Genomic DNA, 21861 nt, shown 5'->3' on the forward strand with positions numbered 1-21861 from the left:
TCTTTGCGCCATAAATCCCTTGAATCAACGCATTTAAGCGGATTTTGGTAGCAAAATCTATAAAGGAGTCGTAATGACAAAATATCTTAGTGTGTGCGCTGTGGCAGTGTTGGCATTGTTTATGGCTGGTTGTTCGCAAAATTTAGCGAAATTTTCTGTCGCTTCGACGGGTCAAGCCCCTCTTGCAAGCAATATTGCAAAAGGCGAAACGGTGCAAGGTAAATCTTGCATTACCAAAGTGTTTGGCATAAGTTTTGGCAATAGAAATAATCGCATAAGCGATGCGGTAGCCAAAGCCCTTGATAATGCGGCTAAAAACAACCAACCATCAGACGCGCTAACAAATGTAGATATACGCGCTAGTAGCTGGTCTTTGCTATTTTTTGGCAAAAACTGCATAATCGCAAAAGGACAGCCAATCGGTGTAAAATAGGCTTTTTAAAAGCGTTTGGATTTATTTCCAAATGTTCAAAAAAAGGAATTCTTTTAGGAATCGCATAGATTTTGCCAACACACAAAATCTATGCACATTTTATTTTCTAAATCCGCATAAAACCCTAGAATCTACTTAAAATCTTTACAAAACCCCCTACTTTTACAAACCTCATTTGTTTTGTTGCAACTGCGATTTTACACCCCCTTAGCAAGCGTAGCCATAATAAAACACCTTGTTTAAAAATCGTTTTTTTTTTTTTTTTGTAGCATTTCTTTGCGCCATAAATCCCTTGAATCAACGCATTTAAGCGGATTTTGGTAGCAAATTCACTTTAAGGTGGTGTGAGATGCGAGAATTTAGCAAATTATGGCAAATGGGCTTAGTGTTGGCGTTGTGTATTGTAAGTCTTAATGCGTGTAAGGATAATCCATTGACAGATAAACACGGTGATAAAAATTGTGCCTTAAAGTGTGAAAATACTTTTAGGGGACAGCCATTAGATAATGTCGCTGTGCAGGGCTGTATAAATAGCTGTGGTTGCACCTACACAAGCAAGACTACATATACTTGCGATTAACGCTCTATGCCCCATTGACTTAAGCCTTATGTGCGTCCTTAAACGCGCATAAGGCTCATTAACTTAAGACACACATTAGCAATAGCATTACAAAGAATCAAAATACATTAGTCATACTTCTAAACAATGTATTTTATGATTTGCAAGTTTTTGATTTACACCCCCTTAGCAAGCATAGCCATAGTCGCGGTTGTGGAGCGCAAGATTAGCTCGCTATCCATTCCATAGATTTTGCGATTTTGCGCTATCAAAGTCTCTCTTTCCTCATCGCTAAACCCCCCTTCAGCCCCGATAATAATCCCATTTTGCAAAATCTCTTTTGTTTGCGCGCTAGATTGCAATATTTCCCCACCAAAATCTAGCACACTAGCCTTTTTATACCGCGCCAATACCAAATCCAAATCGCGCAAAATCTCTACTTCGCATAGATTGCTTCGTCCGCATTGTTCGCAGGATTCTACCAAAATCCGCTTGATTCGCTCCGTGTCAATTTTTGCTCCCCCCTGTGAGAATCGCGCATAAAACAAACTTAGCTTGCCAAGCCCTAGCTCATTTAGGCTAGGCAGGGTTTTGTAAATACTTTGAGGCGAGATAATCGCCCAAATGATATGCGAAAAATATCGCGGAATCTTTGGGAGGATTTGGCTAGATTCTAGCTTTAGGGTGGCGTTTTTGCGGGATATGGATTCTATGCGATAGGTGTATAGCCTATCATCGCGCAGGTTTCGCACGGCTTGAGTTTGCCCGACTTTGCCCCTGCGAGCGTAGCATATATGGGCAAACGCCTCCCCCTCTAGTGTCAAAACCTCTTCCCCGCAGGATTCTACAAACACAAACTGCATAAACCACCCCGCATAAAATCCACAAAATCTAGGGTTTGATTTCACTCATACAAATGCAAAAAGCTAGATTTTAGCTAGATTTAGGCTATCTTGCAGGGCTAAAATCTCTTTGATTAGCCCCTCTAGCTTATGCAAAGGAATCATATTTGCCCCATCGCTTAGCGCGTTTGCAGGGTCATAGTGCGTCTCCATAAAAAACCCATCTACCCCCACAGCCGCAGCTGCGCGCGCTAGATAAGGGACAAATGAGCTATCTCCACCGCTTTTTCCTCCCGCAGCTCCGGGCATTTGCACGCTATGAGTCGCATCAAATATGACGGGCGCAAACTCACGCATTATCACAAGTGAGCGCATATCTACGACAAGATTTCCATAGCCAAAACTCGCACCTCTCTCTGTAAGCCACACTTTGTGTTTAAGCGAATCTGCAAAACTAGCTTCATTTATGGAATTATCACGGGTTTTTAAGGCTTTTAGCACGGAGTAGCGCATATCTTTTGGGTTCATAAACTGCCCTTTTTTTATGTTGATTATGCAGTTTTTCTTTGCCACCTCGACTACCAAATCTGTCTGACGGCACAAAAATGCTGGGATTTGGATAATATCTGCCACTTCTGCGATGGGACTTGCTTGGTGGGATTCGTGTATGTCGGTTATGATTTTATAGCCAAAATCTTTTTTGATAGATTCTAGCATTTTTAGCCCTTTGTCTAGCCCCGGACCGCGGTATGCTTCTAGGCTTGTGCGGTTTGCTTTATCAAAGCTTGCTTTGAAATAAAAATCTATGCGTGGATTTTGCGCGATAGGTGCTATGCCCTCTGCTATGCGAGATAGCTGCTCCTCACTCTCTATCACGCAAGGACCGCTCATTAGGATAAGTTTTTGATTTTTGTTCATTTGGTTTCCTTTGTTTAATGTGTTTGATGTGCTTGATGTGTTTAGATTTTAGCCATCTTTGCTATTTAGATTTTGCGTTTGATTTATTGGCTATGGCTTTAAACTCCCTTGTAATCATATTATAATTTAGTATTTCTCCTGTCTCAATTATATAATACCACCCAAAAATCCTAAGCTCCCCCCTATCAAATCGCTCCTCTACAAATGGATAACTCATAAGATTTTCTAGCTGTTGCTCGATATTGATTTGCTCGGTTAGCCATATTTTTTTTGCCCTTGAAGTTGGATTTTGGGATAGCACTTTTTGCTTTACAGGCTCTAGAAGGGTAAGCCATTTTTTGACATAGGGGGTTTCTTCTAGCTTAGCAGGTGGCTCATATATCGCGCTACACGCACCACAATTACTATGCCCGCAGATGATGACATTTTTGATTTCTAAAATCGTTAGGGCGTATTCTATCGCTGCGGTGGTGGCTAGGTAGCCCTCGCGCAAATTTGCAGATTCTTTATACGGGGGGATAATATTGCCTATGTTGCGAATGACAAATAAATCGCCGGGGTCAGAATTTGTAATGAGGTTTGGCACGACACGCGAATCTACACAGGAAATAAACAGCGTGTGGGGTTCTTGGTGTTTTTTTAGGCTTTCATATAGCTCTTTATGCTCGATAAAATCCTCTTCTTGAAATTTTATCGCGCCTTCAAATAGTTCTTTCATCGATTCTCTTTTGCGTAATTTTGAGTAATGTTTGTATGAATTTTTAAGTTTTTCAAAAATTTTGTGTATTTTTGTGTTTATTTTACACTTTTTACTTAAATTATCGTTGCATAAAGCAAGTTTTTACAAAATGTTTTGGTAAAATTCCGCTTTAACTTTTTGGTAACTTTTTGAGTGGCTATTCAGTGTAAAATCAGTGGCGATTTAAGTGGAAAATTCGTGGCATTTTAGCGAGAATTTTTAGGCAACGCAAAATCTAAGCAAAGTCAAAATAAGGAGGCTTTATGCAGGATTTAGACAAAGTGTTAGGGCTAGGGCTAGCGGGCAATTTTGCAAATCATTTAGAGCAGGCTGGCGAGGCGGGGGATTTTGCCTGTATCATAGGCGATGAGGAGTGCGCACCAAAGGGGATTTTTCCATTTTTTGTGCCTGATTCTAGTGGGATTTTGGGTAGATTTTGCTTTGATGACAAGGTGGTGATTTTGCCAAATGATGCACATTTAGTCGTCCAAGCCGAAGCAGAAGTCGGGCTAGAATGCGACATAATCTATGAAGAAACAAATGGCAAAAAATGCGTTAAAAGTGTGGTCCCAAAGTATTTTATGGCGTTTGATGACGCATCTGTGCGCAATGACAAAGACGCACAAAAGCTATCATTAAAGAAAAATTTTTCTATCGCTTCAAAAGGCTTTAGTCCGCAAAAAATCGCCATCGATGAGTTTAGCCCAAGCGGAATCTGCAAAGATTACTCCATCGTATCGTTTGTAAAATCTAATGGCAAATTGCACCAATACGGCGAGCTTAGCGAGCTTAGCACATATAGCTATTTTTATGAAAAATTGATTTTATGGATAATAAAAAAGCTAAACACGCAAGAGGATTTTGGTGTGCTAGAAAACTTGCCTAGCGTGCTAGCGGAGGCAAAATATCCTAAAAAGGCGATTATTGCTATCGGTGCGACACGATATACGCACGAGTGTGAAAATCGCTTTTTATGTGAGGGGGATTTGGTGAGTATCATCGTTTTTAACCACCAAAAATACAGCTTTGATGAGATTAGCAAAATCGCAGGTAGTGAGGATATTTACGCCACAGCGCGAGGGCTAAGCGATATTTCTGTGCTAGCACAAAAAGTAGTGAGACAATAAATAGCAAGCAAAATCTACAAACTAGCCACAGCACAAAATCCAACACAAGCTATGCTTGGCAATATGTGAGCAAGTAAAATCTTTACAACGCTAGATTTTGCTTATGAAATGATTTGATTTCTAAGATAGCGTGAGTGGGCAAGTATATGTGGTGTGGATAGATTTTGCGTAATGTCATTTTGACAATATTATCTCTGTGATTTCTATGATACTCTCTAGTCGCTCATCGTTCCAAAACGCGCTTGGTAGCAAATATTTTCCACCCATAAACGCAAAAACCTCCCGTGTAGAATCATATTGTTTTGCAAAACTAGGGGAGGCATACCTTATCGCATCTCGCACAAATGTCGTGCAGTAGAGAGCGTTTTTATCTGCGCTTAGGACAAAATCTTTGCCCTCTTGTGCTAGAGCGTATTTGGCGATTTTGTCTTGTAGGGGTGGTTTGAGCGGTATGCGTTTTGTGCCTATGAGTATGGCTTGGGATATGAAGTCATATCCACTGCTTATGATGACTTGATTTTGTTTGGTGGGGTTATCATCGGTGGTGGCGTGTGCTATGAGAAGTGGATTTGTGCTAACTATTATGCCTATGTGAGAAAAATGGGATTTGCTTATAGAAGCGATGAGTGCGCTCTCTTGGTTTGTGCCTTTGCGGAAAATAATATCGCCTTTGTGAGATTTTGCTGAAATGGTGGCAAGCAAAGAAATTGTTTGTAGGGATAATGTCTTAGGTTTGCTAGATTTTATCGCATTTATGTGAGTAAGGTTTGCATAGCCAAACCATAGCAAAAGCAATAACCCCCCACAAATGCTTATGCCTACTATGATTTTGACAAAGGATTTTGACAAAATGTTTTTCTTTTGCTGTTCTTTGTCGTTCGCTTTGGTGTTCCTCGTTTTGGTGTTCATAGTAGGGATTTGGAGGGTTATATGTGCCAAAACATTATCGCGCTAGATTTTAGAATCATCTAGCAGGGCAAATGGCTAGCAAATGGCTATTTTTGATTTATTTATTGCACTTGCACATACCATTTGCCATCGATAAGTGCTACTGCCCAATCTGTGCCATTGCCATCAAACTCACCATTTTCAAACTCAACTTGGACTATTACTTTTGCCTTAGTTTTTTCATCATTATAGATAGTTTCTTTTGCTTTGATGGATTTGATTTTGCCTGCTGCTTCGTATTGGGCTCTCATCATAGGTATCTTGCTATTTACTGTCGCCTTATCTTGCCCTTGTATAGGTTTGCCATCTTTATCACGCATCATTTCGATAGCTTTATCAGCCTTGCCATCTACTATGTATTGCATAACCGCTTCAGCGCACGCCTCAGGGCTACTATACCCACCACCGCACGCGACAAACCCAAAAAACGCTAGCGCAAAAAGCGCGACTTTATAAAAACACTTCATTTTGTCTCCTTTGTGTGAAGTCTGTAAAATCCGTGATTGCAAATGCAATCGCTAAAATCTAAAGCCTTTTATACCTCACAAAGCCTATCACCCAAAATCTACAAAAGAAATGGTGGCAAAGCAGAGCATAAAAACGACACTAACTAACCCCCCTTAGTTTGTTAGTTTTTGGTATTGTGATTATGTTTTGTGTATTGCCTTTGCGCTTAAAAAATATTGCGTATGCACATTTGTGATATTTTTACAAAAAAACAAATAAAGTCAAAAATATCACAAAGATTACTAATCTATTTTGCCACTTCGCTCAATCTCCCCTGTGAAGCCATTTTCATCACATCGCCATAACGCACTTTAAACCCTCGCCATCTTGATATGAACCTTCCTCTAGTCCAAGATGACCTTGTAGAATATCCTCTTGCCTTGTATTCTTCGATAAGCCCCTTACGATTTTCATCTTCTATATAACTTTCAGGATAACCAAATACTCTAGCAATCAAACCTTCGCATTTGTGCCTATTAGAATCCTTGCCACAGAGCATTTCCTCTATATGAGGGCTATATTCAAAACTTATTACGCTAGCGTATAGTTTTTGCGTTTCTTGTGGAGTTTTCATATCTTTGAGTTTGGGTTGGTTTGTAGCGTTGAGATATGGATACCATAAATCTCTAGCAAACTCCATAAAATCCTCAACAAACACGATTTCAGAATTGCGTAATGGTATGTAATAATGTCCATCTTTTTTATCTTTCACAAATTCCGCATTTCTAATATCCAAATCTACAGAACCTGCAATCATCCACCATATTGCCAAATCCTGCTCTGTTTTGTTTGGGAAGTTTTCTCTAGCATATTTTTCTATGCCCGAATTAGAGCCAAGCGTTGCCCATTTGCCTAAAAATAGATTATAGCTATTTTCACTTGGTTTTCCTCTGCCCTCCCTTAAATTAAGTATGTGAGACAAAATATTTTGCGGATAAAATGAAAGATCATTTTGTGCAACCTTGATTTTATCCACATCGATAGTATGCAAAAATGGATATGTTGCAATCGCCTTAGGATTAGGGAATGCTTTTTTGTCGTATAACACAACATACCGCCAAATATTTTTTTCATTACTATAAAGCTCCTCCAAAGTAACGGTTTGTCCATTTATGATAATTGGATCTCCGTCTTTATATGGATATGGTTCATCAGGCAGTGTAGGTGCTTTTGTATAAGTAGCTGGTTTGGAAAATCCAAAAAAACTACCCACAAATCCACACCCACTAAACATAAATGTAGCCATAAATATCAACACAATATTGTAGATATATTGTGTTGAGCCAATTTTATTTACCTTATTCATTGTTGTCTCCTTTGTTTTGTATTTCAGCTTTGTTGATATGCTCTAGCTTTATCCAAGCAAGTAGCTCTACTATAAATGAGATGACCAAAAATACCCACGAAATCGCGCCCAGCCACAACGCCGTAAGCACTGTATCAATCAGCACGAAAATATATGCGATAAAAAAGAGATTTATATCTGTTAGCTTGCTCATTTCTTTGTAGTAGCGAAAACCATAAAATATGCCACCTAAAGCAACTGCAAATCCCAAAATTTTCACCGCATAATATCCTATGCCAACTCCGCCCATACCGCCAATCACGCTAAAAACAGCTACCCCTGTAAAAAGAGTGCCTATCCAGCCAATCACTACGCTTGCCACCATAAACACCAAAAATAAAGTAAAGTGTTTTAGCAATGTAGGGCTTTGAGATTGCCCACTCACGCCCTTGATAGCAAAAAACATAACTATATAAGAAGCTATGCTAAAGATTTTGCCAACAAATGGGATAACCGCACATACCGATAAGACCAAAGCTATGTAGGCTTTGAGCTTGATTTTGCCTAAGTCTTGGTTTGCCATTTTTTCTCCTTATTTACAAACTTTTCTAGCACCAAAAGTGCGAAAAAGTATGCTACAAAAAAAAAAAAACGATTTGTCAATAGCTTGACAAAAATTTTTAAAGTTTTTTGGAGGTGGATTTTGTGAGATTTTGGCAAAATTTTTGGTAAATATTCGCATTTAGGAACGATAAACGCTTTGTAAATACTAAAATTGTATTTGTGATGCCGATGCTATGAGAAGCGACATTGCGTCTTGCACAAATGGCACAAAACTTTGTGGGCTATGGTGCGACTTGCGGTGTAGCGGTGGTAAAATACAATGCAAAGGCGTTTTAAGGATATTAGAAAATGCAAAAAAAGATTCAGCACAAAGCTAATCATACTCACATAGGGCTACAAAATAAAAAGCCAAATATGATAAAAGGCATTATCATAAGCGTTTTGTGCGCGTTTGGTATGGTATTTGCCGTGTGCTTTTTGATGTGGGATAGCTATGTGGATACGCTAAATAAGCAGGGCAACCTAGAAATCCAACTAAAACAAGCCCAAGCCGTCCTAGACTACCAAAGAGAGCAAAGCGAAGAGCTATTAGAGCGCAGAAATCAGCGCATAGAATACTTAGAAAATGAGCTAAAAACTTACCGAAAGAAAAATGTAAATATGCAGATTTTGGTGATTGACAATAATAAAGAAAATCCGCATTTGCCACAAGTGCAACAAATCTCCCCGCCCACTCCGCAAGTTCCACAATCGCCTACACAAAATCCATAATCACAAAATCTGCCAAATCCTAGCCCCAAAATGCTAGCCAAAATGTTAGATGGCGTATCTCTCAATCACAAAATCTGCCAAAGCATAATAGCGCGGATTTGTCCCAATCCACACAAAATCCGCTCTATCACAAGCACAAATCCTAGCGCGTGGCAATCATCAAAATCAATATTTAAATAAAAAATATAATAGCTTATGATTTAAATAGATTGCCAATATTTTGCTAGCGCAAAATCTAGCAATGACGGCGTGGGTGTGGATTGCCACGATTTTTAAGATTTTAGATTTTAGTCAAAAACTCATAAAAATGGTGGTGGTAAAAAAGGTGGTGGTAAAATGATGGTGGATTGATTATAGCATTTGGCAAAAACTTTGCCACGCTAAAAAAAATGCCACGCTAAAAAATCTTACCACGACAAAATCTTTGCCAAGCTAAAACTTTGCCACACCAAAATCTTGCACACAATGCAAAAACCCTAATTTAGCGAAGTTTTTAGATAGCTTTTTAGCAGGCTAGCGATTGTTTGGGCTTCTTTTTGTCTCTCTTTTTCATTTTTTGCACCCAAAAAATACTCATCAAGATGCGCTTCTATCATTTCTTTAAATATCGCATACGCGCCACCTTTGACAGAGCCTACCTGCTGAATTAGTTTAAAAAAATCCTCATCGTTTTCTATCCCCCTCTCTAGCCCTTGAAGTTGCCCTATTAGCTTGTGTATGCGCCCGATTAGTTTGCGTTTGTTTGGGATAGTCTGTGCCATTTTTGCTCCTTTTTGCTAATGTGTGGTATTTTCAAATCATTAACCTAGAATTAACCTATGCGGGTATAGTATCCAAAATTTTTTAACACTAAGAATGCCAAACATAGCAAAAAGGCGTCCCTAAGACAAAATCCTAGCCCCACAAAATCTACCCAAAATCTAACCAAAATTTAAAAACACAAAAAAGGACAAAAATGACAGCTTATAAAATCCAAAACCTAGATTGCTCAAATTGTGCCAATAAGCTAGAAAAAGCCTTAAATGCCTTGCCAAGCGTTAGGAAAGCAAAGATTGCTTTTGCAAGTGATATGCTATATATTGATTGTGATGATTTACGCGAAGTCAAAGAGTGTATCAAGCAAATCGAGCCACAAGTAGAAATCCTAGATTCTATAAACACCAAATATTCGTGGATAAATGCCGAGTTAGTCAAACTTTTTGGGCTTATTTTTGTGTTTTTAGCTAGCCTTGTTTTTGAGCATTTGTATTTGGATTATTTTGATGAGGGCGAGGAAGGTGGGGGAGCGCCAAGTATGTTGGAGATTTTTGCCACTATGGGTAGCAATGCGACAAATGGGGATTTTTGGCTTATCGCGCTATATGTGCTATGGGTGGCTATCTATGTGCTAGCGGGAAAATCCGTGCTAAAAGGTGCTTATACTAGCTTTAAAAAACGCGAATTTTTTGATGAAAATGTGCTGATGCTAAGTGCGTCTGTAGCGGCATTTTGCATAGGGGCGAGTGAAGAAGCGGTAAGCATAATGCTATTTTTCTCCGCAGGCGAATACCTCCAAAATCTAAGTGTCAAAAAATCCAAAGAATCTATAAACGCGCTATCTAGCTTTGATTTACCCAAAGCGCACAGGCTAGATTCTAGCCCAAATCCTAGCAGTGAGGCAAAATCCACAATCAAAACCAACCCAACAAAAGCCACAAAATCTAGCCTAGATTCTAGCTTGCAACCCATAGTCAAATCCACCAACACTTGCGACATAGATGCAAAAGATTTGCGTGAGGGCGATGAGATTTTGCTCTATGTGGGGGAGATGCTCCCTGCGGATTGTGTGCTGCTAAGCGAAGAGGCTAGCTTTGATATGAGTGCGATTAGCGGGGAGTCTTTGCCCTCTAGCGCAAAAAGTGGCGATGAAATCCTCTCTGGCTCTATCGCCCTACACAAAGTAGCCCATCTAAAAGTCCTGCGCCACTTCGCACAAAGTCAAATAGCCAAAATCACCGAGCTTATCGCCTCTGCTTCTAGCCAAAAATCCCCCACAGAAAATTTCATCACAACTTTTTCGAGATATTACACGCCTATTGTGTTTTTTATCGCGCTTTTGGTGGCGTTTGTCCCGCCGTTTTTATATGGCGTGGGGATTTTAGGCGGGGGCTCTTTTGGCGTGGAGTTTAGAGAGTGGGCGTATCGTGCGCTAGTGGTGCTTATGGTAAGCTGTCCTTGCGCATTAGTCGTATCTGTGCCGATAGGGTATTTTGGGGGGATTGCTGCTAGCTCTAGGCTAGGCGTGCTTATCAAAGGCTCAAACTACTTAGAAGCTCTAAGCAGGCTTGTTTTGCTAGGATTTGACAAAACAGGGACGATTACCAAAGGTGTGTTTAAGGTTACAGATATTGTCCCACAAGATGGTGTTTCGCAAATGGAATTGCTAGGATACGCGCTTTGTGCGCAGGATTTATCCTCCCACCCCATAGCCCAATCTATCAAAAAAGAATACCACCGCCTAGCAAAAGAATCTAAGCATTCTCATCATATCAGCGAGTATGAGGAGATTTCAGGGCTAGGCGTGCGTGCTAGGTGTGATAATATCGAAATCATCGCAGGCAATGACAAAATATTGCATAAATTTGAAATCCCGCATAATACTTGCGACATAAAAGGTAGCGTAGTGCATATCGCCGTGCAAAAACGCTATCTAGGCTACCTAATCATCTCCGATGAGCTAAAAGAAGAGGCAAAAGAAGTGGTAGAAAATCTAAAAACTTTAGGCATAAAACCCGTGCTTCTTAGTGGCGATAGCTTGACCCCCTGCAAAGCGGTAGGCGATATGCTAGGCATAGAGTATTTTGCCTCGCTACTGCCCCAAGACAAAGCCACGACATTTGCCAAACTAAAATCTAAGGCGTTAGCAAAAGCACAGCAAAATCACGCAACTAGCCACAAACACCAAGCCCAAAAAGTAGGATTTGTAGGCGATGGTATCAATGACGCGCCCACGCTTGCCCTAGCAGATGTGGGCATCTCTATGGGAAGCGGGAGTGATATAAGTCAGCAAAATGCAAATGTCATTATCCTAAACAACTCGCTAACCTCCCTGCTAAAATCCATAAAAATCGCCAAAAAAACCAAGACTATCATTTATGAAAATATCGCTTTTGCGCTAGGGGTAAAGGGCGTATTTGTGATTTTGGGGCTTTTTGGGTGGGCTACGATATGGGAAGCGGTGTTTTGCGATGTGGGCGTGGCATTGCTAGCGTTGGCAAATGCTATGCGGACAATGAGGCTATAAAATCTTTTAAGCAAAAGTGAGGAAAAGTAGGGGTTTTGCGTTGGGATTGCAAAATCTAGGTGCAAGATTTTGCTAGAATTTGACTTTTGAAAATATTTTTAGAATCAAAAAAGATTTTATCTCTAAAAATGATTTGATTTTAAGCTAAAATCTAAAATTCCAAAAAAGCAAAAAAAGCGAAATCTAAAAAGCCAAAAAAGCTAAACAAGCAAAAATCTAAAATCTAAAATCCCAAAATCAAAAAATCTAAAAAAGGACAAAACAAATGAAAACACTTAAAAACTTGCTTTTGATTTTTATGCTAGGGCTAATCCCAACTCAAGGGCTTTGCAAAAAATTTATCGTGCCTATTAAAAACACTGAACTAATAAAGGCTTCAATCGATGGGGATTTGGAAAAAGTAAAATCCCTGATACAAAATGGCGCAAAAGTGAATCAAAAAAATAATGTTGGCTCAACTGCACTAATGGAGGCTTCACATAAAGGACATTTAGAAATTGTGAAATACCTCGTAGAAAATGGTGCAAGAGTGAATAAAAAAGATAAAAATAGCGACACTGCGCTGATAAAGGCTTCAAATAAAGGACATTTAGAAGTAGTAAAATATTTGGTAGAAAAAGGTGCAAATGTAAATGCAAAAGGTGGTTTTAACATAACCGCGCTAATGGAGGCTTCAAAGTGGGGGCGTTTGGAAGTGGTAAAATACCTCTTAGAAAAAAACGCAGATATAGAGGCAAGAAACAACCATGATTGCACCCCACTAATGGAGGCTTCAGGCTGGGGGAGTTTGGAAGCGGTAAAATACCTCGTAGAAAAAGGTGCAGATATAAATGCAATAGCAAAAGATGCAGATAGAAATGAAAAAAGCAAAAATGGACACACTGCGCTAATGTTTGCTTCAAGGTGGGGGCATTTGGAAGTAGTGAAATTTTTGGTAGAAAATGGCGCGGACATAAATGCAAAAGGTGGAAATGGTTACACTGCGCTAATTGAGGTTTCAAGGTGGTGGGGAAAATTAGAAGTTGTGAAATATCTAGTAGAAAATGGCGCGGACATAAATGCAAAAGACGACTATGACAACACTCCGCTAATGGAGGTTTCAAAGTGGAGGGGAAATTTAGAAGTTGTGAAATATCTAGTAGAAAACGGCGTAGATATAAATGCAAAAAATAAAGGGGGTAACACCGCACTAATGGAGGCTTCAAGGTGGTGGGGAAATTTAGAAATAGTGAAATTTTTGGTAGAAAATGGCGCGGATATAAATGCAAAAAATTTAAAAGATGAAACTGCGCTATCGTGGGCTTTGCGAACAAAGCAATCAAAAATAGCAAAATACCTAAAAAGCAAAGGTGCGGAAAAATAGGGGTTTTGCGTTGGGATTGCAAAATCTAGACGCGGGATTTTGCTAGAATTTGACTTTTGAAAATATTTTTAGAATCAAAAAAAATTTTATCTCTAAAATTGATTTGATTTTAAGCTAAAATCTAAAATCTAAAGATACAAAAACTCAAAAATCTAAAAATCCAAAAAAAGCGAAATCTAAAAAGCCAAAAAAGCTAAACAAGCAAAATCTAAAATCCCAAAATCTAAAAAAAGGACAAAACAAATGAAAACGCTTAAAAAAACACTTAAAAACTTGCTTTTGGTTTTTATGCTAGGGCTAATCCCAACTCAAGGACTTTGCAGACCTTGTGAATTGATAGCCAAATATGTTCCTACACCTCCGCTAATAATGGCTGCAACCAATGGGGATTTTGAAAAAGTAAAATCCCTGATACAAAACGGCGCAAATGTGAATGTAAAACAATATGGTGACAATGCGCTAATGGCGGCTTCAGAGTATGGGCATTTAGAGATTGTGAAATACCTCGTAGAAAATGGCGCAGATGTAAATACTTACAACACTGCGCTATCGTATGCTTCAAAGGAAGGACATTTAGAAGTAGTGAAATATCTAATCAAAATTGGTGTGAATATAAATGAAAAAGATAAAGATGGCTACACGGCACTAATAAAAGCTTCAAGCAATGAGCATTTAGAAGTGGTGAAATACCTCGTAGAAAATGGTGCAGATGTGAATGCAAAAGCTAAAGGGGATAGCACCGCACTAATATTGGCTTCAATGAAAGGGCATTTTAAAAATGTTAAATACCTCGTAGAAAATGGTGCAGATGTAAATGCAAAAGCTAATGACGGCTACACTGCGCTAATGGAGGCTTCAAGCAATGAGCATTTAGAAGTGGTGAAATACCTCGTAGAAAATGGTGCAGATGTAAATGCAAAAGCTGACCATGACTACACTGCGCTACTTGAGGCTTCAAACTGGGGGAGAAAATTAGAGGTAGTGAAATATCTAGTGGAAAATGGAGCAGATGTGAATGCAAAAGCTAAAGGGGGTAGCACCGCACTAATGTTGGCTTCATATAACGGAAATTTAGAAAAAGTGAAATTTTTGGTGGAAAATGGAGCGGATATAAATGCAAAAAATTTAGAAGATAAAACTGCGCTATCGCAGGCTTTGCGAAAAAAGCACTCAAAAATAGCAGAATACCTAAAAAGCAAAGGTGCGAAAAAGTAGGGGTTTTTGCGTTGGGATTACAAAATCTAGGCGCGGGATTTTGCTAAAATTTGACTTTTGAAAATATTTTTAGAATCAAAAAAGATTTTATCTCTAAAATTGATTTGATTTTAAGCTAAAAATCTAAAAAATCTAAAATCTAAAAGATGCAAAAAAAATCAAAAATCTAAAATTCCAAAAAAGCAAAAAAAGCGAAATCTAAAAAGCCAAAAAAGCTAAACAAGCAAAAATCTAAAATCTAAAAATCCCAAAATCTAAAAAAGGACAAAACAAATGAAAATGCTTATGAAAACACTTAAAAACTTGCTTTTAATTTTTATGCTAGGGCTAATCCCAACTCAAGGGCTTTGCGATGAAGTTTATGATGAAGAAGAAATTGCTATTGATAACCCTGAACTAATAGAGGCTTCAGGCGATGGGGATTTGGAAAAAGTAAAATCGCTGATACAAAACGGCGCAGTTGTAAATGAAAAAAATGAGAATGGTGAAACTGCGCTAATGGCGGCTTCAGAGTATGGGCATTTAGAGATTGTGAAATACCTCGTAGAAAATGGCGCAGATGTAAAAACTTACAACACTGCGCTATCGTATGCCTCAAAGGAAGGACATTTAGAAGTAGTAAAATATCTAATCAAAAATGGTGTGGATATAAATGCAAAAAATAAAAGTGGCGATACCGCGCTAATATGGGCTTTAGGACATTTAGAAGTGGTGAAATTTTTGGTGCAAAAAGGCGCAAATGTAAATGCAAAAGATAGATATGGCAACACCGCGCTAATGTATGCCTCAAAGGAAGGATATTTAGAAGTGGTAAAATACCTCATAGCAAAAGGTGCAGATATAAATGCAAAAAATCAAATGGGACAAACCGCGCTAATGAAGGCTTCAGAGTATAGTCATTTGTTAGAAATAGTGAAATTTTTAGTAGAAAACGGAGCGGATATAAATGCAAAAAACGAATATGACTACACTGCACTAATGGAGGCTTCAAGGTGGCGGGGAAATTTAGAAGTTGTGAAATACCTCGTAGAAAATGGCGCGGACATAAATGCAAAAGGCAAAAATGGACACACTGCACTATCAAATGCGTTAATGTTTGAGCATTGGGAGACTGCAGAATATCTAAAAAGCAAAGGCGCGAATGTCGAAGCAAAAGATGAATACGACTTCATCGCGCTAATGAATGCAGCAAAGAAGGGACATTTAGAAGTGGTAAAATCATTAGTAGAAAAAGGCACGAATATCAATGTAAAAGATGTTAATGGACATACTCCGCTAATGAAAGCTTCAAATAACAGACATTTCAAAGTAGTGAAATATCTAGTCGCAAAAGGCGCGGATATAGATGCAAAAAACAAAGATGGCTACACCGCGCTAATGATGGCTTCACTGAACGGGCATTTTAAAAATGTAAAATACCTCGTAGAAAATGGTGCGGATATAAATGCAAAAAATAAAGATGGGGACACTGCGCTAATGCTGGTTTTGAAATGGGGGAAATCAAAAATAGCAAAATACCTAAAAAGCAAAGGTGCGAAAGAGTAGGGGTTTTTGCGTTGGGATTGCAAAATCTAGGCGCGGGATTTTGCTAAAATTTGGCTTTTTAATTATTTTTTAGAATCAAAAAAGATTTTATTTCTAAATTTGATTTTAAGCCAAAATCTAAAAAATCTAAAGATACAAAAAAACCCAAAATCTAAAAATCCAAAAAAAGCGAAAAAAGCAAAATCTAAAAAGCCAAAAAAGCTAAAACAAGCAAAAAGCAAAAATCTAAAATCCCAAAATCTAAAAAAAGGACAAAACAAATGAAAACGCTTAAAAAAACACTTAAAAATCTACTTTTAATTTTTATGCTAGGGCTAATCCCAACTCAAGGGCTTTGCAGAGAATGCGGATATGTGCGCGTGCTTCAAAGCACCCCGCTAATAGAGGCTTCAAGTAATGGGAATTTGAAAGAAGTAAAATCTCTGATAATAAAAGGCGCGGATATAAATGCAAAAGATGATGAATATGGCTGCACTGCACTAATGGTCGCTTCAGGCTGGGGGAGTTTGGGAGTGGTAAAATACCTAATCAAAAAAGGTGCAGATGTAAATGCAAAAGATAAAAGGGGCATAACCGCGCTAATGAAGGTTTCAGGGGAAGATTTAAAAGTAATGAAATATCTAGTAAAAAATGGTGCAGATGTGAATGCAAAAAGCAAAAATGGCTACACTACACTAATGGAAGCTTCAAGAAGTGGGAATTTGCAAGCAGTGAAATACCTAGTAAAAAACGGCGCAGATGTGAATGCAAAAGATACAGATGGCTACACCGTGCTAATATGGGCTTCATATAAAGGGAATTTAGAGGTGCTAAAATATTTGGTAGAAAATGGTGCGGAGGTAAATGCAAAAAGCAAAAATGGCTACACTACACTAATGGAAGCTTCAAGAAGTGGGAATTTGCAAGCAGTGAAATACCTCGTAGAAAATGGTGCGGATATAAATGCAAAAGATGAAAGTGGCAGAACCGCGCTATCGTGGGCTTCAATATATAGATATAGGCATTGGGAGACTGCAGAATACCTAAAAAGCAAAGGTGCGAAAGAGTAGGGGGGTTTTGCGTTGGGATTGCAAAATCTAGGTGCAGGATTTTGCTAAAATTTGACTTTTGAAAATATTTTTAGAATCAAAAAAGATTTTATCTCTAAATTTGATTTTAAGCCAAAATCTAAAATCTAAAGATACAAAAAACTCAAAATCTAAAAATCCAAAAAAAGCGAAAAAATCCAAAAAAGCAAAATCTAAAATTCCAAAAGCAAAAATCTAAAAACCCAAAATCTAAAATAAGGACAAAACAAATGAAAACGCTTAAAAAAACACTTAAAAATCTACTTTTGGTTTTTATACTAGGGCTAATCCCAACTCAAGGGCTTTGTATAGAATGCGATAAGGTAGCAGGGGGTTTTTGTGTGGATTTGCGCGCTAGATTTGGCGTGATTTGGTAGATATGTGCCAAATCACAATGTATTTATGGGCATTTTGACTTATTTTAGATTCCATTTTTTGCTTAGCGATTCTAGTAACGCGCCATTTTTTGCCACAAACTCATCGACAAAATCCGCTAAAGCCGTGTTTGATTTTTTGGATACGATTCCGTATTCTTGTGGCTCTAGATTGTCAGGCAAAATCTCGCTCATATCATCGACATAGCCTAGCAATATCGATTTATCCACGCAAAAGGCATCGATTTTTTTGGTGTTGAGCGCGGTTTTTATGCTTGGGTAGTCAGGGAATTCGCTAAATTTGACTTCTATGCCTAGTGCGTGGGCGGATTTTGAGAGTATGCCACGCGTGGTAGAAGTCTGTGCTACGCCCACTTTTGCGCCATTCATATCCGCTAGGCTTTTATATCCTTTTTCTTTTAGCACCAAAAGCCCCACAGAATCCTTGTAATAAGGCTTTGAGAAGTTGTAGATTTTTTGTCGCTCCTGTGTGATGGTAAATGTAGCGATGACTAAATCCACACTATGATTATCAAGCAAAGGTCCCCTAGTCTTTGCATTTACCGCTACTAATTTTAGTTTATTTTCATCACCCAAAATCTCTTTTGCCAACGCCTTTGCCACATCGATTTCAAACCCCTCTATTTCGCCGTTTTGTTGGTTTAGTAACCCAAATCGTGGGACATCATTTTTGACACCTACGATTAGCTCTCCCCTATCTTTTATGGCTTGGATTTCATTTGTGGGGCTGTGAGTTTTGGCTGTGTCGCTGCAGGCATTTAGCCAAAAAAGGCTTAATAATGCAAGCAGGAAAAACAAAGGTTTTTTGGCTAAGGTGGTTAGTTTCGCATTTGGGATTTTGCGAAGTAGCGTTTGGTTTTGGTGCTTAGACATTTTTCATTCCTTGTATTTTGGATTTGTATTTTGGCTGTTTTTGAGTATTTTTGGGCTGTATTTGCGGTGCTTTTAAGGCTTTGTGTGTGAAGTTTATGCGTAAGATTTTATATAAAGTTTATGGATTGTAGCCAAAATTTGTGATTAACGAAGTAGATTTTGCAAAATATTGTTGGTTAAAGACAATTTAATGCGTTTTAATGCGTTTTTTGTTTGGGCATTAAATGTCTTTAACGATAAAAACAAAATGCGATTTATAAACTACACTATAAACATAACCTTTGCTAGCAGCGTTACGCACACGCCGATGGCAAATACCAAAGTGTGCATACTGATATATTTGCCGATGGGATTTGGCTTTTTTAGCACAAAGTGAAATGTCAAAGACATAATCACTAGCAAAAATATACAGCTAGCCAAAATAATCTTTGCCATAAATAGCTTTTGGAATGTCGTAGTGAAAAATCCAGCTTGAAATCCAATATAGCTACTTGCCATCATTCCACCGCTAAGAAATAGCACAAGCACGACAAATGGCATAAAGCGCGTGATTTTAGATTCTATCGCTTCTGCCACACGAGAGAAAATCTCCCTCTCAATACTCTTTGCTACAAGCCTCATCACCACCACATCAAAAAACAAGTAGCCCACAAATATAATCGCACAGCATAAATGCACAATTTGCGCGTAAGGGTAGATTGCCTGCATAGATTCTCCTTTTGTTGCAATGTTGTTGCAATGTTGTTATATTTGCGTTATCTTGCCTTTTTTAAGCCTATTTTTCATATCGTTGCATATCGTTGATTTTTTGTTTTTGGTATTGGCTTTCAAAAAGTGCGCGGATTTTATCACTTATTTTTACGAAATAGTAAATCAAACAGATTTTTATACAAAATTTGCTACAATAAGCCCAAAAAATGCCTAAATCTAGGCATACTCATATACGCGACACACAAATAAAAGGAGCAATAATGGAACTAACAAATAGCATAAATAGTTTTAATGAAGCAAAACAAGTGATTGTAGGGGGGGTAAATTCTCCTGTGAGGGCTTTTAAAAGCGTAGGTGGGACGCCACCTTTTATTACCAAAGCAAAGGGTTATGAACTTTATGATATTGATGGAAATTCTTATGTGGATTTTGTGCAAAGCTGGGGACCGCTGATACTAGGGCACGCACATGAAGCTGTGCAAGAAGCCGTCATAGAAGCAGTGAAAAATGGGTTAAGCTATGGCGCACCAACTATTTTAGAGACAATGCTTGTCAAAGAGATTTTGCCCTGCTATGAGGGATTAGAAAAAATGCGCCTTGTAAGTTCTGGCACAGAAGCTACGATGAGCGCGATTCGGCTAGCTAGGGCGTATAGTGGCAAAGAAGACATTATCAAATTTGATGGCTGCTATCACGGACATAGCGATAGTTTGCTAGTGAGTGCGGGAAGTGGATGTGCTACTTTTGGGCATCCTAGCTCGCCGGGAGTTATCGAGGATTTGGGTAAACATACGCTTGTGGCAAGGTATAATGATATAGATTCTGTGATTTCTTGCATAAGAGAGAGCGAGACAAAGGGCAAAGGTGTAGCCTGCATAATCATCGAACCAATCGCGGGAAATATGGGGCTTGTGCCTGCGGAAAAAGACTTTTTGCTAGAGATTCGTAAATTATGCGATAAATATGAGATTGTGCTAATCATTGATGAAGTGATGAGTGGTTTTCGCGCTAGTATAAATGGCGCACAAGGTTTTGTAAATATCAAGCCAGATTTAGCGACATTTGGCAAAGTCATTGGCGGGGGTATGCCTTTGGCAGCGTTTGGCGGGAGTGATGAAATAATGCGATTATTATCTCCACAAGGCGCAGTCTATCAAGCAGGCACGCTAAGTGGCAATCCTATCGCAACAAGTGCAGGACTAGCCACGCTAAAGCAAATCAAAGCGCAAAATGGCGCAAACAACGAGCTTTATGCGCGATTAAAATCCTTAGCTACTCGCTTAGTAAATGGACTAAAAGAGCAGGCTAAAAAATATAACATTGTGCTAGAAACTTGCGTGCGGGGGAGTATGTTTGGATTTTTCTTTATGGGGCGAGATGCTAGAGGAGAAAAAGGGCAGGAGTGGCTAAAATATGTCGAAAACAGACAACACTCCACAAAAAATAGCAAAAAAGGTGGAATCTACAATTTTGATGAAGCAAAAATGGCAGATACAGCGTTGTTTGCGGAGTTTCATAAAGAAATGTTAAAAAGAGGGGTGTATTTTGCTTGTTCGCAGTTTGAGAGCGGGTTTGTCTGCGAACCGATGAATGAAAAAGTCATAGATTTTGTGCTAGAAAAAGCACGCGATAGCCTGCAAGCCATAGATTCTTATGGATTTTTTACAAAAGGCTAGCAAATGCAAGAATATCAAAAGAAAGAATATCAAAGCGACATAGATTCTAGCAAATCAAAATCAACTGCAAAATCTAGCGCAAAATCTGCTACGCAATCCACAAACAAGGCAGAATCTACCGACATAGATTCCACAAAATCTACAAAAGAGGATTCTCCTAAGGCACAAAAAATCATCGATGGCGCGTATGACTTAAGTCTAGGGATTTCTATCGTGGTGGCGGTTTTGCTAGGGCTTGGGATTGGCTATGTGATGTGGCGTGTTAGTGGGGTTTTGTGGCTTTTTTGGCTTGGGATTTTTTGGGGAGTGGCTGCAGCGGGGTTAAATATCTACAAAGCCTACAAACGCACCAAATCCGAGCTAGACGCCCTAGCAAATGACCCACGATATAGCTATGACAAATAGTTAAAATCTATTATCAAAATTTTAGATTTTGAAACTATTAGATTTTGCACGCAGGGCGTAAATAAAAAGCCAAAATAACGCTCATTGCTAAAATCCTTACTTAGCGTTATGGCTTCATTGTCGCAAAAATCCTTAGCGCGCATTCTTTCATTATAAATCACCATAAACACATTCTCCCCAAAATCCACCCACTTCTTAATCCATCATATAAATCTATTTCTACCCCGCCATACAAAATAAACAATCCCCAAACGACACTCAAACAAAACATAAACCAAAATCCACAAAAACCAAAAATTTTGCAAAAAATCGTTTTTTATTCATTTACTTAAGGCTAATTACAACTAAATTTTGTTACAATCCATTTACCAAAATAAGAATCTATGCACACCAAAATCCCTAAATAAGCCTAAATCAACCCAAAATCTAAAACAAATCAAAAACCAAAATGGCACAACAATTTATTTTATTTTGCTTAAGGTTTGGGCTAAAAATATGTAAAACAGGGGAAATCTAGCAAAAAAACAACGCCTTAAATCTACAAATATTTCAAATCCTTAGGAGCATTTTACTTGGAAAACGCCATCTCACACCATCTTTTCTCTCCAAATCTTTGGAGTCAATCAACGCTAATA

General features: G+C 38.6%; 24 protein-coding genes. 13 read left to right on the forward strand and 11 right to left on the reverse strand.

Annotated features, from left to right (window positions below; genetic code table 11):
• The first annotated feature begins 73 nt into the window (after positions 1 to 73).
• Together ACWIUO_RS10495 and ACWIUO_RS10500 are read left to right on the forward strand one after the other, a co-directional pair.
• Positions 74 to 433, forward strand: coding sequence for a DUF6567 family protein (locus ACWIUO_RS10495; protein ID WP_454177843.1), 360 nt, complete (start codon positions 74 to 76; stop codon positions 431 to 433).
• 349 nt (positions 434 to 782) lie between these two features.
• On the forward strand, positions 783 to 1013 hold the full coding sequence (locus ACWIUO_RS10500; RefSeq protein WP_454177844.1) for a hypothetical protein: 231 nt from the start codon (positions 783 to 785) through the stop codon (positions 1011 to 1013).
• A gap of 155 nt (positions 1014 to 1168) precedes the next feature.
• Here ACWIUO_RS10500 and ACWIUO_RS10505 read toward each other — a convergent pair whose 3' ends face one another.
• From ACWIUO_RS10505 to ACWIUO_RS10515, 3 genes are all read right to left on the reverse strand, one after another.
• Complete coding sequence (locus ACWIUO_RS10505) at positions 1169 to 1900, reverse strand: 16S rRNA (uracil(1498)-N(3))-methyltransferase (RefSeq protein WP_454177845.1); 732 nt, start codon at positions 1898 to 1900, stop codon at positions 1169 to 1171.
• Positions 1901 to 1918: 18 nt separating this feature from the next.
• Entirely contained in the window at positions 1919 to 2752 is an 834-nt protein-coding gene (gene kdsA / locus ACWIUO_RS10510; RefSeq protein WP_454177846.1) for a 3-deoxy-8-phosphooctulonate synthase, read from the reverse strand.
• 61 nt (positions 2753 to 2813) lie between these two features.
• Positions 2814 to 3470, reverse strand: a complete 657-nt coding sequence (locus ACWIUO_RS10515) for a carbonic anhydrase (RefSeq protein ID WP_454177847.1) — start codon at positions 3468 to 3470, stop codon at positions 2814 to 2816.
• Between the two features lie 284 nt (positions 3471 to 3754).
• Here ACWIUO_RS10515 and ACWIUO_RS10520 point away from each other — a divergent pair, with 284 nt between their 5' ends.
• Positions 3755 to 4618 (forward strand): DUF5718 family protein, encoded by an 864-nt coding sequence (locus ACWIUO_RS10520; protein ID WP_454177848.1) that lies wholly within the window; start codon positions 3755 to 3757, stop codon positions 4616 to 4618.
• 174 nt (positions 4619 to 4792) lie between these two features.
• On the opposite strand, the gene ACWIUO_RS10525 is transcribed toward ACWIUO_RS10520, so the two are convergent.
• From ACWIUO_RS10525 to ACWIUO_RS10540, 4 genes are all read right to left on the reverse strand, one after another.
• The gene (locus ACWIUO_RS10525; protein ID WP_454177849.1) at positions 4793 to 5557 is read right to left on the reverse strand and encodes a YiiX/YebB-like N1pC/P60 family cysteine hydrolase; all 765 of its coding nucleotides are present in this window, start codon (positions 5555 to 5557) and stop codon (positions 4793 to 4795) included.
• Positions 5558 to 5628: 71 nt separating this feature from the next.
• On the reverse strand, positions 5629 to 6033 hold the full coding sequence (locus ACWIUO_RS10530) for a DUF4878 domain-containing protein (RefSeq protein ID WP_454177850.1): 405 nt from the start codon (positions 6031 to 6033) through the stop codon (positions 5629 to 5631).
• A 287-nt stretch (positions 6034 to 6320) separates the two neighbouring features.
• The gene (locus ACWIUO_RS10535; RefSeq protein WP_454177851.1) at positions 6321 to 7379 is read right to left on the reverse strand and encodes a hypothetical protein; all 1059 of its coding nucleotides are present in this window, start codon (positions 7377 to 7379) and stop codon (positions 6321 to 6323) included.
• Positions 7372 to 7941: a hypothetical protein gene (locus tag ACWIUO_RS10540; protein WP_454177852.1), complete on the reverse strand. Its 570-nt coding sequence runs from the start codon at positions 7939 to 7941 to the stop codon at positions 7372 to 7374. Before ACWIUO_RS10540 ends, ACWIUO_RS10535 begins: the two co-directional genes overlap by 8 nt.
• A gap of 329 nt (positions 7942 to 8270) precedes the next feature.
• On the opposite strand from ACWIUO_RS10540, the gene ACWIUO_RS10545 reads away from it, so the two are divergent.
• Positions 8271 to 8693 (forward strand): hypothetical protein, encoded by a 423-nt coding sequence (locus ACWIUO_RS10545; protein WP_454177853.1) that lies wholly within the window; start codon positions 8271 to 8273, stop codon positions 8691 to 8693.
• 30 nt (positions 8694 to 8723) lie between these two features.
• Positions 8724 to 8873, forward strand: a complete 150-nt coding sequence (locus ACWIUO_RS10550) for a hypothetical protein (protein WP_454177854.1) — start codon at positions 8724 to 8726, stop codon at positions 8871 to 8873.
• Positions 8874 to 9169: 296 nt separating this feature from the next.
• Here ACWIUO_RS10550 and ACWIUO_RS10555 read toward each other — a convergent pair whose 3' ends face one another.
• A complete protein-coding gene (locus ACWIUO_RS10555; protein WP_454177855.1) occupies positions 9170 to 9454 on the reverse strand; it encodes a metal-sensing transcriptional repressor in 285 nt (94 codons plus the stop codon).
• 194 nt (positions 9455 to 9648) lie between these two features.
• On the opposite strand from ACWIUO_RS10555, the gene ACWIUO_RS10560 reads away from it, so the two are divergent.
• The 6 genes from ACWIUO_RS10560 (at position 9649) to ACWIUO_RS10585 (ending at position 17543) form a co-directional block, all read left to right on the forward strand.
• Positions 9649 to 11976, forward strand: coding sequence for a heavy metal translocating P-type ATPase (locus ACWIUO_RS10560; protein ID WP_454177856.1), 2328 nt, complete (start codon positions 9649 to 9651; stop codon positions 11974 to 11976).
• Between the two features lie 265 nt (positions 11977 to 12241).
• Positions 12242 to 13339, forward strand: a complete 1098-nt coding sequence (locus ACWIUO_RS10565) for an ankyrin repeat domain-containing protein (protein WP_454177857.1) — start codon at positions 12242 to 12244, stop codon at positions 13337 to 13339.
• A gap of 243 nt (positions 13340 to 13582) precedes the next feature.
• Positions 13583 to 14554 carry an ankyrin repeat domain-containing protein gene (locus ACWIUO_RS10570; RefSeq protein ID WP_454177858.1) on the forward strand — a complete coding sequence of 324 codons (972 nt, stop codon included), beginning with the start codon at positions 13583 to 13585 and terminating at the stop codon, positions 14552 to 14554.
• Between the two features lie 273 nt (positions 14555 to 14827).
• Positions 14828 to 16099, forward strand: a complete 1272-nt coding sequence (locus tag ACWIUO_RS10575; protein ID WP_454177859.1) for an ankyrin repeat domain-containing protein — start codon at positions 14828 to 14830, stop codon at positions 16097 to 16099.
• 260 nt (positions 16100 to 16359) lie between these two features.
• Positions 16360 to 17148, forward strand: coding sequence for an ankyrin repeat domain-containing protein (locus ACWIUO_RS10580; RefSeq protein WP_454177860.1), 789 nt, complete (start codon positions 16360 to 16362; stop codon positions 17146 to 17148).
• Positions 17149 to 17396: 248 nt separating this feature from the next.
• Positions 17397 to 17543 (forward strand): hypothetical protein, encoded by a 147-nt coding sequence (locus ACWIUO_RS10585; RefSeq protein WP_454177861.1) that lies wholly within the window; start codon positions 17397 to 17399, stop codon positions 17541 to 17543.
• Positions 17544 to 17582: 39 nt separating this feature from the next.
• Here the strand turns inward: ACWIUO_RS10585 and ACWIUO_RS10590 are convergent, their stop codons facing one another.
• Together ACWIUO_RS10590 and ACWIUO_RS10595 are read right to left on the reverse strand one after the other, a co-directional pair.
• Entirely contained in the window at positions 17583 to 18359 is a 777-nt protein-coding gene (locus tag ACWIUO_RS10590) for a transporter substrate-binding domain-containing protein (RefSeq protein WP_454177872.1), read from the reverse strand.
• Positions 18360 to 18695: 336 nt separating this feature from the next.
• Complete coding sequence (locus ACWIUO_RS10595; RefSeq protein ID WP_454177862.1) at positions 18696 to 19142, reverse strand: copper resistance protein CopD; 447 nt, start codon at positions 19140 to 19142, stop codon at positions 18696 to 18698.
• A gap of 263 nt (positions 19143 to 19405) precedes the next feature.
• Between ACWIUO_RS10595 and hemL the strand changes: the two genes are divergently transcribed.
• Together hemL and ACWIUO_RS10605 are read left to right on the forward strand one after the other, a co-directional pair.
• A complete protein-coding gene (gene hemL / locus ACWIUO_RS10600) occupies positions 19406 to 20821 on the forward strand; it encodes a glutamate-1-semialdehyde 2,1-aminomutase (RefSeq protein WP_454177863.1) in 1416 nt (471 codons plus the stop codon).
• 3 nt (positions 20822 to 20824) lie between these two features.
• The gene (locus ACWIUO_RS10605; protein WP_454177864.1) at positions 20825 to 21226 is read left to right on the forward strand and encodes an AtpZ/AtpI family protein; all 402 of its coding nucleotides are present in this window, start codon (positions 20825 to 20827) and stop codon (positions 21224 to 21226) included.
• Here ACWIUO_RS10605 and ACWIUO_RS10610 read toward each other — a convergent pair.
• A complete protein-coding gene (locus tag ACWIUO_RS10610; protein WP_454177865.1) occupies positions 21214 to 21414 on the reverse strand; it encodes a hypothetical protein in 201 nt (66 codons plus the stop codon). The two genes, ACWIUO_RS10605 and ACWIUO_RS10610, sit on opposite strands and share 13 nt — an antisense overlap.
• Positions 21415 to 21861: the final 447 nt, after the last annotated feature.

Source organism: Helicobacter sp. T3_23-1056 (genome assembly GCF_053654535.1).